Source organism: Streptomyces sp. KMM 9044 (genome assembly GCF_024701375.2).
GTDB lineage: Bacteria > Actinomycetota > Actinomycetes > Streptomycetales > Streptomycetaceae > Streptomyces.
Window position 1 is genome coordinate 4,080,665 of record NZ_CP113910.1, and the last position, 13,662, is coordinate 4,094,326.

At 66.7% G+C, this 13,662-nt stretch carries 9 protein-coding genes and 1 pseudogene; 6 read left to right on the forward strand and 4 right to left on the reverse strand.

The features are described 5' to 3' along the window. The first annotated feature begins 72 nt into the window (after positions 1–72). The 6 genes and pseudogenes from HUV60_RS18470 to HUV60_RS18495 all read left to right on the forward strand — a co-directional run bounded on the left by HUV60_RS18470 (position 73) and on the right by HUV60_RS18495 (position 10,757). On the forward strand, positions 73–6,420 hold the full coding sequence (locus HUV60_RS18470) for an RHS repeat-associated core domain-containing protein (protein ID WP_257850145.1): 6,348 nt from the start codon (positions 73–75) through the stop codon (positions 6,418–6,420). 744 nt (positions 6,421–7,164) lie between these two features. Then, positions 7,165–8,499 (forward strand): RHS repeat domain-containing protein, encoded by a 1,335-nt coding sequence (locus HUV60_RS18475; RefSeq protein ID WP_269441206.1) that lies wholly within the window; start codon positions 7,165–7,167, stop codon positions 8,497–8,499. A 4-nt stretch (positions 8,500–8,503) separates the two neighbouring features. Continuing rightward, positions 8,504–8,644 (forward strand): hypothetical protein, encoded by a 141-nt coding sequence (locus tag HUV60_RS18480; protein ID WP_257848365.1) that lies wholly within the window; start codon positions 8,504–8,506, stop codon positions 8,642–8,644. Between the two features lie 628 nt (positions 8,645–9,272). Further along, a pseudogene (locus HUV60_RS18485) lies at positions 9,273–9,422 on the forward strand (transposase); the annotation flags it as partial. Between the two features lie 55 nt (positions 9,423–9,477). Next, positions 9,478–9,828, forward strand: a complete 351-nt coding sequence (locus tag HUV60_RS18490) for a transposase (RefSeq protein ID WP_257848366.1) — start codon at positions 9,478–9,480, stop codon at positions 9,826–9,828. After that, positions 9,825–10,757, forward strand: coding sequence for an IS3 family transposase (locus HUV60_RS18495; protein ID WP_257848367.1), 933 nt, complete (start codon positions 9,825–9,827; stop codon positions 10,755–10,757). Before HUV60_RS18490 ends, HUV60_RS18495 begins: the two co-directional genes overlap by 4 nt. 195 nt (positions 10,758–10,952) lie before the next feature. On the opposite strand, the gene HUV60_RS18500 is transcribed toward HUV60_RS18495, so the two are convergent. The 4 genes from HUV60_RS18500 to HUV60_RS18515 all read right to left on the reverse strand — a co-directional run bounded on the left by HUV60_RS18500 (position 10,953) and on the right by HUV60_RS18515 (position 13,658). Then, a complete protein-coding gene (locus HUV60_RS18500) occupies positions 10,953–11,384 on the reverse strand; it encodes a PRC-barrel domain-containing protein (RefSeq protein ID WP_257848369.1) in 432 nt (143 codons plus the stop codon). After that, a complete protein-coding gene (locus tag HUV60_RS18505; RefSeq protein ID WP_257848370.1) occupies positions 11,384–11,959 on the reverse strand; it encodes a PRC-barrel domain-containing protein in 576 nt (191 codons plus the stop codon). Before HUV60_RS18505 ends, HUV60_RS18500 begins: the two co-directional genes overlap by 1 nt. Then, entirely contained in the window at positions 11,956–12,102 is a 147-nt protein-coding gene (locus HUV60_RS18510) for a hypothetical protein (RefSeq protein WP_257848372.1), read from the reverse strand. Before HUV60_RS18510 ends, HUV60_RS18505 begins: the two co-directional genes overlap by 4 nt. A 248-nt stretch (positions 12,103–12,350) precedes the next feature. Further along, entirely contained in the window at positions 12,351–13,658 is a 1,308-nt protein-coding gene (locus HUV60_RS18515; RefSeq protein WP_257848373.1) for a VanZ family protein, read from the reverse strand. Between the last annotated feature and the right edge of the window lie 4 nt (positions 13,659–13,662).

The window sequence follows — 13,662 nt, forward strand, 5'->3', positions numbered from 1 at the left end:
GCATCAAAGAGGGTGCAGGGCAGGAGAAGACGGAGCGTCGGGGCTGTCGTGACGGTCCTGGCCCTGTCCCTCATGGCCCCGACAGGACTGGTGGCCCCGGCAGCCCAGGCCTCGGACAAAGGGCTTGGGCGCCCAGACACCCCCAATCAGCGTGTGAGCAAGGTCAGGGAGATCGAAAGTCCCGGAGCGAAGAAGGCTCGCGCGAAAGTCGCCAAGGAGAAGAAGGCCGACACCGAGCGTGCCCGAAAGGCCCGGACAGAGCGGGAAGCGGCTTGGCCCGAGCAGGGTGACGCGCGCGTCGAACTGGACACCGGCAAGCGCGGCCGGGCGAAGCCCGGCGGCCTTCCCGTCAGCATCGCTCCGGCCGGAGGCAAGAACAGCGCCGAACCCGGCACCACGGCACGGATCACGGTCCTCGGCCAGAAAGCCGCCAGAAAGGCCGGTATCACCGGTGTGCTGCTGACTGTCGAGGCGGACGAGGCAGGAAAGGCCGAACTCGGCATCGACTACGGCGGTTTCGCCTCGGCAGTCGGAGGCGGTTGGGCCTCCCGGCTGCGTCTGGTACGCCTTCCCGACTGTGCGTTGGACACACCGGAGAAGGCCGCTTGCCGCACCACCACGCCGGTCAAGTCCGACAACGACCTTGCCCATCAGACGATCACGGCCTCCGTGCCGCTGGCCGAGGCCGGCGACGGCCCTCCGTCCCGGCTGGCCCGCGTGGCTTCCGCGGACACATCGGTGTTCGCCGTGACCGCGGCTGCCCCGGGGGCGGGCGAGTCTCCGTCGGGCACCGGTGACTACTCGGCCACCGAACTCTCGGAATCCTCGTCCTGGGAAGCTGGGGACAACTCCGCTTCGTTCAGCTGGAACTACGACTTCAACATGCCGCCTGCGGCGTCCGGTCCGACGCCGGAGCTGTCCCTGTCGTACGACTCGGGCGGCGTCGACGGCCGTACCGCCACCACCAACAACCAGGGCAGCGCGGTCGGTGAGGGCTTCGGTCTGACCGAGTCCTACATCGAGCGGTCCTACGGCTCCTGTGAAGACGACGGTCACGACGACGTCCATGACCGGTGCTGGAAGTACGACAACGCGCAGCTGGTCCTGAACGGCAAGGCGACCCGCCTGGTGAAGAAGTCCGGGGACTGGGAGAGCACCTGGCGGCTGGAGAACGATGACGCATCGACCGTGACCCGCTCCACGGGTGCCGACAATGGCGACGGCAACGGCGAGTACTGGACCGTCATCACCGGCGACGGCACCAAGTACGTCTTCGGCCTGAACAAGCTCGACGGCGCCACCGACCAGCGCACCAACTCCGTCTGGACGGTGCCCGTCTTCGGCGACGACTCCGGCGAACCCGGCCACGCCAACGGCGACACCTTCGGCGAGCGGTCGGCGACCCAGGCATGGCGGTGGAATCTCGACTACGTCGAGGACACCCACGGAAACGCCTCCACGTACTGGTACGCCAAGGAGACCAACCACTACAAGAAGAACAAGGCCACCACCGCCAACGCCTCCTACACCCGCGGCGGCTACCTGAAGGAGATCAAGTACGGGCTGCGCAAGGGCGCGCTGTTCACCGACGACGCGGACGCCAAGGTCACCTTCAGCCACGCCGAACGGTGCACCGTCTCGGACTGCTCGTCACTGACCAAGGACACCGCCAAGAACTGGCCCGACGTCCCCTTCGACGCCATCTGCACCGACGGCGACGACGACTGCTTGGGCACCGGCCCGTCGTTCTTCTCTCGCAAGCGCCTGACCGGCATCGACTCCTTCTCGTGGAACGCCGCCACCGGCGCCCACGACCCAGTGGACTCCTGGGACTTCACTCAGGAGTACCTGGACGGAGGGGACATCGGTGACACCTCCGACCATGTCCTGACCCTGAAGTCGATCAAGCGGACCGGCAAGGCCGGTGGTACTCCCATCGCCCTCAACCCCGTGTCGTTCACCTACCAGTGGCGGGAGAACCGGGTGGACGGCACCGACGACATCTTGCCGCTGACCCGGCCCCGTATCTCCACGGTCACCTCGGAGACCGGCTCGATCACCACGGTGACCCTGTCCTCGCCGGAGTGCGTGCGCAATGAGGTGATGGGCGCCGCCGAAGACACCAACACTCGCTCCTGCTTCCCGCAGTACTGGAACATCAACGGCTCCGACGAGGCGTCAGTGGACTGGTTCCACAAGTACCGGGTGGAGGCCGTCGTCGTCTCGGACCCGGCGGGCGACAATGACGCGGTCGAGTACGCCTACGACTACAGCGGCGCCGCCTGGCACCACAGCGACGACCCCTTCACCCCCAAGGACGAACGCACCTGGTCCGACTGGCGCGGCTACCGTCAGGTCACCGTCCATACCGGCGCCGAGGACACCACCCGCTCCAAGACGGTCTCTCTCTACATGCAGGGCATGCACGGCGACAAGAGGAAGGACGGCACTACCCGTTCGGTCTCCGTCGCCCCGCTGACCTCCCCGTCCATCGGCATCGCGAGCATTACCGACAGCGACCAGTACCGGGGCATACGGCGCGAGCACGTCACCTATAACGGCTCGACCCCGATCACCGTCGAGGTGACCGATCCATGGTCGAAGGAGACCACCCGCCAGAGCGCGCCCGGCGCCGCCGACCACGTGGCCCGCTACGTCCGTACGGCCAAGTCGACCCTCCATACGTATCTGTCCGCCGCGAGCACCTGGCGTGCCCGCGCGATCGCCACCACCTACGACGACTACGGCATGCCCGTCACCGTCGACGACTCCGGTGAGGTCGGCAAGAGCGGCGACCAGACCTGCACCCGCACGTGGTACGCGCGCAACGACGCGGTCGGCATCAACGACCTCGTCTCCCGTACCCGTACGGTCGGGCAGTCCTGTTCGGTTGTCGACACCAGTCTGAGCCTGCCGGCGAACTCGGATGCCCGTGGCGACGTCCTGTCCGACACCGCCACCGTCTACGACAACCCCTCCGCCACGACGTGGTCGGCCTCCCAGAAGCCCACCAAGGGTGCGGCCACCTGGACTGGTCGTGCCACCGGATACGGCACAACGGCGGGCCCGGACGGGCTGCGTCCGGCCTCGGGCTGGCAGGCCACGACGACCACCACGTACGACGTCCTCGGCCGTCCCGTCGACGTCGCCGATGCCGACGGCAACATCACCACCACCGCCTACACCCCTACCACCGTAGGCCCGTTGACCAAGACGATCGTCACGAACCCCGAGGGCCACAGGACGACCAGTTTCCTGGACCCCAGGCACGGCCAGGCCCTGCGCGTGTACGACGCCAACCTGAAGAAGACCGAGTCCACCTACGACGCCCTCGGCCGCCTGACCGCGGTCTGGCTGCCCAACCGCAACAAGGCCGCCGGCTACAGCGCGAACACCACCTACACGTACCGGATCAACAACAGCGAGCCGTCTTGGGTATCCACCTCGACCCTGAAGAAGGACGGCGAGACGTACAACACCAGCTACGAGCTGTACGACTCGATGATGCGGCCGCTGCAGAACCAGGCCCCCACCCCGCTCGGCGGCCGGGTACTCACCGACACCCGCTACGACACACGCGGTCTGGCCTACGAGAAGTACGAGGACATCTTCGACAGCACGTCCACACCGAACGGCACCTACACACGTGCGGAGCACGGCGAGGCGCCCGCGCAGACCGAGACGGTGCACGACGGTGCGGAGCGACCGACCACCAGCACCCTGTATGTGTACGGGGTGAAGAAGTGGTCGACCACCACCAGCTACACCGGTGACTCCACCGCGACCACCGCCCTCCAGGGCGGCTCGGCCACCCGCACCCTCATCGACGCCCGCGGCCGTACCGGCGAGACCCGCCAGTACGCGGGCACCAGCCCGACCGACCCCCAGTTCGGCGGCGGCTCGGGGACGGCCTCGTACACCTCCACCAAGTTCCAGTACATGCTGGACGACCAGAAGTCCCGGGTCACCGGGCCCGACGGAGCGCAGTGGACGTACGGCTACGACCTGTTCGGCCGCAAGACCAGCGCGGACGATCCCGACAAGGGCCTGACCCGGATGGCCTACGACAAGCTGGACCGACTCACCAAGGCCACCGACTCCCGCGGCAAGAGCGTCATCACCGGCTATGACGTACTCGGCCGCATCACCGGCACCTGGACGGGCTCGAAGACCGACGCCAACCAGCTGACTGCCTTCACCTACGACACCCTTCTCAAGGGTCTGCCGGACGCGAGCACCCGCTACATCGGTGGCAAGACCGGCAAGGCGTACAGCAAGGTCGTCACCGGCTACGACAGTCTGTCTCGGCCCACCACCACCGAACTGACCCTGCCGGGCTCCGACCCGCTCGTCACGGCGGGCGCGCCGGCCACCCTGGAGTTCGAGAACCGCTACAACATCGACGGCACGCTGCAGAGCACCAAGGAACCCGCGCTCGGCGGTCTGCCCTCGGAGATTGTCGACTACGGCTACACCAGCCTCGGTCAGGTCATCTCCATCGGCGGCAGCACCGGCTACCTGCTCGACGTGGACTACTCCGCCCTCGGCCAGGCCCAGCAACTCGTGCTCGGCACCGCGAACACCGAGGAGCACAAGAAGGCGTACGTCGCCAACACCTGGGAGAAGGGCACCGGCCGCCTCCTCGGCAGTCACGTCACGGACCAGACCCACCCCTACAAGCTGCAGAACCTCGTCTACTCCTACGACCAGGCGGGCAACGTCACGTCCGTTGCCGACACCAGCACCCTCGGCGGCACCGCAGCGGCGGAGACCCAGTGCTTCGCCTACGACGGCCACCGGCGCCTGACCGAGGCGTGGACGCCCGCCTCGCAGAAGTGCTCCGATCCCCGCAGCGCGACCAGCCTGGACGGCAGGGCCCCGTACTGGACCAGCTACACCTACAACGACGCTGGCCAGCGCACCACGGAGACCGCCCACACCATCACTGGAAACACCACCACGACCTACTGCTACGAGAGGGACGACCAGCCCCACGCCCTGACCGGCACCAGCACAAAGGCGGACTGCACCGCCCCGGACCGCGCGTTCGACTTCGACAGCACCGGCAACACCACCAGCCGGCCTGACGGCACCGCCACCCAGGACCTCGAATGGTCCGACGAGGGCAAGCTGACAAGCCTGACCGAGAGCGGCAAGACCAGTGACTACCTGTACGGGGCTGACGGAACCCTCCTCATCCGCAGTACCGAGGGTGGGGAACGCATCCTCTATGTGGGGGCGACGGAGCTGCATGTGCGGGCAGGCGGCAGCACCTGGGCCCAGCGCCACTACGGCTCCGGCGGCCTGACCGTCGCCGTCCGTTCCAACGAGAGCGGCAGCAACGAGCTCAGCTATCTCGTCACCGATCAGCACGGCACGGCAACCCTGGCCATCGACGCCACGGACCAGGCGTTCTCTCGGCGCTACACGACCCCGTTCGGCGCACCGAGGGGTAGCGTCACCGGGTCGGCGTGGCCCGACGACAAGGGCTTCCTCGGCAAGACCACCGATACCGGTACGGGGCTCACCCACGTCGACGCTCGTCAGTACGACGCCGAAATCGGCCAGTTCATCAGCGTCGATCCACTCCTGCAGACGGGTGTGGGGCAGACCCTCAACGGCTACAGCTACGCGGTCCAGAACCCGGCAACCGTCGCCGACCCCTCCGGCCTCGGCGTCCCCGAGTGCAACGAGCCGCAGAAGTATGGCATCACGTGTCGGGGCGGCATTCCGGTCAGCAGTGGCAAGAAGAAGGCCACCAGCAGCAGTGGTGAAGGGCCGGTCCGCGCCTGCCGCTGTGGATCGCGTCCCCCGCTCGTCAAGGGCATGAAGCCTACCGGCCTCGGAGGCATCCCGGGCAGCCGCAACCTCACCCTGCCCTCGACACCCGCCCCCAAGGGCTGGCTGAAGACCACCCCGCCTCCGCCCAACCCCGGGCCCAAGCCGAAGGCCGAGGCCAACAAGGGCTGGTTCGAGAAGGGCCTGGACTACTTCCTGTCGTACAGCGACACCGTCGGAATCTGCGGGAGCGGAAGCATTATGGCCGGGGCAGGAAAGGGAAGAACCGCCTGTTTGATGCGGGTCGGAGACGACTACGCGTTCACCTGGACGAGAGAAGATCTGTCCGGGCCAGAGGCAGGCCTCGGCTTCACCGGTGACCTCGTGTGGAGCAACGCTGACTCCATTGATCAGGTCCGCGGCGAGGCGGGGGGTTTCAATGGAACCCTCGGGCCAGTCTCCCTCGCACATCGCGGAACCTACGGGACCAGGAACAGCAGAGGCGATATCGTCCACAGCGTCATCTTTAGCGCAGGTCCCCAGGCAGGTCTGGGCGGCAGCTTCGGGTCGGGCTACACACACATCGTCCGTGTGGACACCGTCGTAGGAGAGGTCGCCGATTTCGTGACATTTTGGGATTAGAGGATCCGAAGCCTGGGGACGTTCACCCCCTGTCCCCTCGCGAATGAGTCCCACATTCGCGAGGGGATAGGGGGTGAGATACGGTATTTCCGCATGGTGTTGCCGATTGGAAATGTGAATGTTGTCGACTGGTGAATTCATTATCGCGTCCGGTAGTGCGGGAGATTATCTAGGTGCGCTATGGTCAGGGGTGTTTGTGGTGATCTGCCTCGGGATCGCCTTGAATGTGCATGATGTCGCATATCGCATCCATCGGTTTGCCATGAATCATGGCCCATTCGCTCCCGGACCCGGCTTCAGTCCGACACTCCTGAGGATTTTGGGGGGAATTCTCGGAGTGGCCGTATTCGTGGAATTTGCGGTCTCCGTGATGGGGATCTTCCAGTAGACGGGACGTGCGCCCTAGGGCACGGGGCCCTCCGGGGTTGTTCGTGGCAACGAAAAACTCTCCAGGGGGCCCCTTCTCATGCCTGCCGAGCCTCAGAATCAGCCCCTCGAACTCCAGAGCCCATGATCACCAGGCTCTTACCGTCCGTAAAGAAGTAACACGTTGCTTCATTCGACTTCGACAGCACCGGCAACACCACCAGCCGGCCTGACGGCACCGCCACCCAGGACCTCGAATGGTCCGACGAGGGCAAGCTGACAAGCCTGACCGAGAGCGGCAAGACCAGTGACTACCTGTACGGGGCTGACGGAACCCTCCTCATCCGCAGTACCGAGGGTGGGGAACGCATCCTCTATGTGGGGGCGACGGAGCTGCATGTGCGGGCAGGCGGCAGCACCTGGGCCCAGCGCCACTACGGCTCCGGCGGCCTGACCGTCGCCGTCCGTTCCAACGAGAGCGGCAGCAACGAGCTCAGCTATCTCGTCACCGATCAGCACGGCACGGCAACCCTGGCCATCGACGCCACGGACCAGGCGTTCTCTCGGCGCTACACGACCCCGTTCGGCGCACCGAGGGGTAGCGTCACCGGGTCGGCGTGGCCCGACGACAAGGGCTTCCTCGGCAAGACCACCGATACCGGTACGGGGCTCACCCACGTCGACGCTCGTCAGTACGACGCCGAAACCGGCCAGTTCATCAGCGTCGATCCACTCCTGCAGACGGGTGTGGGGCAGACCCTCAACGGCTACAGCTACGCGGTCCAGAACCCGGCAACCGTCGCCGACCCCTCCGGCCTCGGCGTCCCCGAGTGCAACGAGCCGCAGAAGTATGGCATCACGTGTCGGGGCGGCATTCCGGTCAGCAGTGGCAAGAAGAAGGCCACCAGCAGCAGTGGTGAAGGGCCGGTCCGCGCCTGCCGCTGTGGATCGCGTCCCCCGCTCGTCAAGGGCATGAAGCCTACCGGCCTCGGAGGCATCCCGGGCAGCCGCAACCTCACCCTGCCCTCGACACCCGCCCCCAAGGGCTGGCTGAAGAAGACACCTTCCGTATTAAAACCCAAGAAAGGCCCCAGCCCGGTAGAGGATTTTGTTGGAGGTGTCATCCACAAGGCTCTTTCGTCGAACAGCGAAATTTTGGGTGGTATGCTCGCCGATTTGACGGGATACGACAGGACGCAGGGTGCCTGTATCAACGGCAGTGCGTCCGCCGGATTCGGGTTCTCGGCGCGCGGCTGCTTCATGGTGATGCAAACCTCGCAGGGGTACGAGGTTGGTTTCGCCGGTTCCCTCGGCCCCTCTATCGGTAGTCCAGGAGCAGGCATACCCTCGACCGTTACTGGAGCAACGCGGGCAACTATGATCTGCGCGCGTGGGGAGCCGGTGCCGAGGTCAGCGTGGGCGCTCCTATCAGCGGACGTGCGGCCTGGTGTACGGGTGGTGCCCGCACTGCGGACGGAACGTTGGTGGGCGAATTCGAGCTCGGAGTCGGCGCCGACGTCTTCGTTGCCGACGTTTCGGGCGGACCGGCCTATACATGGATCGGTGAATGGTGATTCGCATATCTCTGGAGGAAAAGTGACCGACCTTGCCAAGGAAGAGCTTTCAATGGGGGCAACTGCTCCTGCTCTTCAGCGCCGGACTCTTCTTCCTCGTGGTCGGTGTCTGGTTTCTGGTCAATGCGGCAAAGCCTGATGTTGTGAACAAGATGCGCTCAATGTCAGGGTTTTCTCCTCGCGGCGAAAAGGAGACACAGATCCTGGCACGCATTCTGGGCGTAGGGTTTGCAATCATTGGTGCGGCGGCGTTCATCGGTGGCAGCGTCGTTGCGTTCCGCTGAGATGTGAGAACGGGCGGTGGCCGTGAAGACGGCCTGGTGGTCGGTAGACGTGGCGTGCCAGAGCTACGCCGACACGCCACGTCTACTGATCGGTTACCGCCGTCGGCTTCACGTCTCCCGAACTCCGGGGCGAAGTGCCGTCCACTGTGGCGTGGAAGGGACCCGTGCCGTGTGAGCGCTGCGTGAGCGGACGGCGCGGCAAGGACCGTCACGGATCGGACTGTGCATCACTCAGCACCTGCCCTGATCAGGTGGTTCTGGACGCCGAAGCAGCGGCTGGAACCACCTGGCATGCTCTAGCCAGGACTTGTAATGCGTAGGTCGTCGGTTCGAATCCGACAGGGGGCTCCGGAAAAGGCCAGGTCACATAGCCCGTGACCTGGCCTTTTGTGTTGCTCGGGGGTATGACACGTCACACGGCCCGGGTGCCGCGGGGTGGCTTGCGTGAGCGATGCGTGAGCGGAGGAGGATTCGGCCCTACTTCCTGGGCTTCTTCCGCCGGGCCTTCTTCCTGCCCTCAGCCGGGGTCTTCTCGGCGCGCTTGGCCTTCCTCCGGCCGGGCTTTTCCCCCTGAGCGTGGACACCTTGGACACTGGGCCTTGAGGGGCCGGAGGAAGAGGTGTGACGCATGGTGGTGAAGGTGTATTCGGCGGAGTTCAAGGCGGACGCTGTCGCGCTGTACCTGTCGGACCCGAAGAACACGTTCGAGGGCGTCGGCAAGGATCTGGGGATCAGCCGGGAGACGCTGCGGAGCTGGGTGCGGGCCGAGCGGGCTCGCAAGTGACTATCCCCTCGTGGCGTAGAGCCCGTGATTGCAGGGGAAGTTGGGGTTCATGGGGTCCAAGAAGAAGCCGCTGTACGACGCCGAGTTCCGTGAGGGCGCCGTCCGCATCGTGGTCGAGACGGGGAAGCCGGTCGGGGATGTGGCCGAGGAGCTGGGGATCAACCCGGGCACCCTGCACAGTTGGGTCTCGCGCTGGCGCCGCAACGGGACGACGTCGTCGGACCGGCCCGCGCCGCCCGCGCCGCCCGCGTCGACTGTGCCTGGCGGGCGTCTGCGGGAGGCCGAGCGCGCGGAGCTGGATCGGCTGCGACGCGAGATGAGCGAGAAGAACAAGCGGATCCGGGGGCTGGGGACGGAGCGTGATGTCTTCAAGCGATGCAGGGCCCTCTGGGTGAAGTGACCGAGCACATCCCGGAGGCGCTGGTCGCCTTCATCGGTGGCCAGAGGGTCGAGCACGACGTCCCGCACCGGGTGATCTGCCGGGTGGTCGGGGTGAGCGAGGCATGGTTCTGCAAGTGGCGCCGGCGCCCGGACGAGCCCACATGGCGCGAGGTCGGACGCGCGGAGCTGGGGGAGAAGATCGTGTACTTCTTCCGGAAGTCCGGTGAGACCTACGGCTCACCGCGGATCACGCTGGACCTGTGGGCAGGGGGCTGGAAGGTTTCGGTGGACACCGTCGCGGAGATCATGGCCGAGCTCGGCCTGCAGGGCCGCAAGCTTCCGCGTCGACGCAGGTCGCTGACCTGGCAGGGCAAGCGGAAAGCGGCTCCTGACCTGGTGCACCGCCGGTTCGAAGCGGTCACTCCGGACGTGCTCTGGTACGGCGACATGACCGAGATTGCGACCGGTGAGGGCAAGATCTACCTGGCCACGGTCATCGACGCGTTCTCTCGCCGTTGCCTCGGCTACGCGATGGGCGAGAACCACGACGCGGCTCTGGTCGGCGCGTCCTTGAAGATGGCAGCCGCGATACGGGGTGGTCAGGTGGAGGGAACGATCTTTCACAGCGACAGGGGCAGCGAGTACACGTCCGAGGCGTACGACACCCTGTGTGACCGGCTGGGCGTGGTGCAGTCCATGGGGCGAGTGGGGTCAGCCCTGGACAACGCCGCCGCGGAATCGTTCAACTCGCTGATCAAGGTCGAGTACATTCACCGGCACCAATTCGAGACCCGGACAGAGGCTCGACTGAAGATCGCTACCTGGATCACCGGGTTCTACAACCCGTGCCGGAGGCACAGCGCGGCCGGCGGGGTGCCGCCGCAAGAGTTCGAACGGATCATCATCGAAGCACGCGACCAGAGTGCCCAGAGGCGTCAGGCCGCATAGAAGAGGTCTCTACGAAACCAGGGGATTGACATTCCCGAACTCCTCCGGACACGGAGACTGACGTCCCACCAGGGCACCGCGGACTGTCCGGTCCGGGCAACTTCAGGTGGGGCGCAGTGAGGGTGGCAGCCGAACTACCCCAATGTCACTCCAACGAGCGATCACAAGCCGGACAGAAGGTCACGTTCCGTACTCCTAGGTCCCTTGGACGACCACGGCGTAGGAGCCTATGCCGAGCAGCCCCTGGCCAGGAAGGGTGCCGGACGAGGTGAGCAGGCCCAGGACCTGACCGGATTCGGGGTCGAAGTCGATGTCCTGGAGGAGGCCGATCTCGGTGCCTCGTTCTGACAGGACGCGGCGGCCCGGGAGGTTGCGGCACGCGGCGGCTTGCTCGGTGATGTCCTCGGTGGTGCCTGCTCGGGCGTTGGCGCGGGCCATGATCGCGTCAGGGCCGATGGCGTGTACGTTTTGCCAGGTCAGCAGGGTGCCGCCACCCTTGGTCTTCTTCAGACGCAGGGCGGCGATGTGGGGTGGGTGGGGTGTGACGACCAGGCTGTCGACCTGGCCGATGCTCTGGGCCGTGTCGGTGTCCATCACCGGGCGGTCCGTGATCTCGGAGAGCAGCATCACGCCTCTCTTCCGCTCATGCGGCTGCGGAACTCCGGGATGGCCTTTTCGAGGGAGGGCAGGTCGCCGGTCATGAATTCGGCCACTGCGGCTGGGACGACAAGCGCTTCGCCGGAGACGGCGATGGTCCTGACCAGGGGGATGAACGCGGTCCGCCCGTGGTGGCTGAGGGCCTTGGCCGGGGTGATCTCGTACCCCGCGACCAGTGCCTGGGCCGTCGTCACCTCGATCACGACGTCGGTGACGTGGCCGAGGTCTGTGCCGGTGTCTGTCAGGACCCGTGCCCCCAGGACGTTACCGTGTGCTGCCTCGGCGGAGTCGGCCACCTCGTCGCGGGACTCGAACGCCGTTTCGTCGCGGATCATCACGGCATGAGGGCCGAGGCTCGTCACCGCCTCCCAGGGCAGCGCCTGGCGCAGGGGGCCGGAGAACAGGCCCCGTCCACTGAGGGTGAAGCCCGAGACCTGGCCCGCATGACCGTCGAAGACGACATCCTTCACCTGGGCCACGGCCTCACCGCCGAGCGTCACCACAGGACGCCTGGTGATGTCCGAGGCCAGCATCAACGCGTTCACGCGGCTTCTCCCTTCCCCTTCGGACGGGTGCGCCGCACGACGATCGCGCCACCGCGGCGTCGTCTGGTCTGGATACCCGCGAGGATCCCGGTACCGGCCGCGAGAAGAACCACGACGACGACGAGCCGGACCCACCAGTCCACTGCAGGCACCTCCGCCTCGGGGTGGGGACGTGCCGCCACCTTCTCTGAACAGGATCTCCCCGGGACAGACGCCTGTCCAGAGAGCCCCGGCACCCTGCTTCCACCGATCTCGCGCGTGCCCCACCCGTGCCGACGGACGGCCGAGTCCCGAGGGGTGGGAGACGTGCCCGGGCGCCGACGGACGAGGTGCGCGGCACAACGTGACCGGCCTCATGAGGTCTTCATGCGTCAGTGACGGCTGTTCTCGGTCAGACCGGGTCGCCGACGTCACTGCCGTGAGGTGTGCTGGTCCGATCGCTGGGACGGTCTCGTGCCGCGCCGTGTCCGTCGGGCGGGGAGTGCGTGGCCGGGACCGGGGCGGGCAGGTCTTCGGGTCCCGCTGTGAGAACGGCCTGCGGGGGGATCGGCGGTGCGCCGAGGACGGGGTCGCGTGGGGGGTCTTCGACGGCTTGGTTGACGGTGCCGGACCAGCGTTCGTGCGGTGGGTGGCTGTTGCGGCGCAGCAGGGCTGTCAGCGGGGTCCAGCCCCACAGGACGGCGGCGGTGAGGGCGGCGGCGTACGGGACGAGTGGACCGGCGGGGGCGGGGAGGAGGGCGTCGCGGGTGTACTGGGCGGCCGAGAGCCAGATCAGGGCGAGCGGAGCGTGGGCGGCCCAGGTGCGCACGGTGATGCGGGCGAAGCCGGCGCGGCTGCCGTCCGGACGGATGATGCGCAGCCGTACGGCCCGTTTGCCGGGGCTGGAAGCGGTGAAGGCGGGCACCAGCCAGAACCAGAGCAGGCCGAGGACGCTGCCGAGGACGAACGCGTAGCGGCGGCCGGTGGGTACGTCGGTGGCCACTGCCAGGAGGCCGTTGATCAGGGTCCATGTGATCAGCCACCCGGCCAGATCGGTGACAAAGGCCAGAAGGCGGCGGGTGAAGGTGACGCGCCGGCTGTAGCGGGCGCGCTCGTGGTCCGGGTCGTTGGCGGGGAGCAAGCGGGTGAGTGGCCCGGCCACGAGCCAGCCCAGGACCGCGCCGGCGGTGTTGAGGGTCAGATCGTCCACGTTGAACTGTCGGTAGGGGCAGGCGTAGACGAACCACAGGCCGGTGTACTGGGTCATTTCGAAGAACAGGGAGGTGGCGAAGGCCAGAGCGGTCGCGGTAAGCAGTTTGTGGCGCAGGTAGTAGCGCAGGTAGACGCCGAGTGGCAGGAGCAGCACCGCGTTGAGCACGGTGGTCCAGGTCACGGCCAGGCCGGCCAGGGTGCTCACCGACCAGTCACCGCCGGACGCGGAAGCGACGCGGGTGTAGAAGTCGAGGGGTTCGAGCTGCGGGCTCTGCGCGTAGCGGGTGGTGGAGCAGAAGGCGCTGGTGCGGGCGGGCAGCGGCATGACGGTCTGCAGCAGAGCCGCGAGCAGGTAGAACACGAAACTGTAGAAGACGACAACCGGCCAGCCGCCGGCCCGGCCGCGCCGACGATAGCCGTGGACAGCGGCAGGCACCATGATCAGCGCGGTGATCAGGGGGAACAGTGTCACTGCTGCCTGGACCGGCAGCAGATAGGTATGGAACACGGCG

Bases quoted from the DNA above. Each gene is read 5' to 3' on its own strand.
- HUV60_RS18470 (WP_257850145.1), top strand. From the start codon at position 73: ATGGCCCCGACAGGACTGGTGGCCCCGGCAGCCCAGGCCTCGGACAAA.
- HUV60_RS18500 (WP_257848369.1), bottom strand. From the start codon at position 11,384: ATGCTGCTCTCCGAGATCACGGACCGCCCGGTGATGGACACCGACACG.
- HUV60_RS18490 (WP_257848366.1), top strand. From the start codon at position 9,478: ATGGGGTCCAAGAAGAAGCCGCTGTACGACGCCGAGTTCCGTGAGGGC.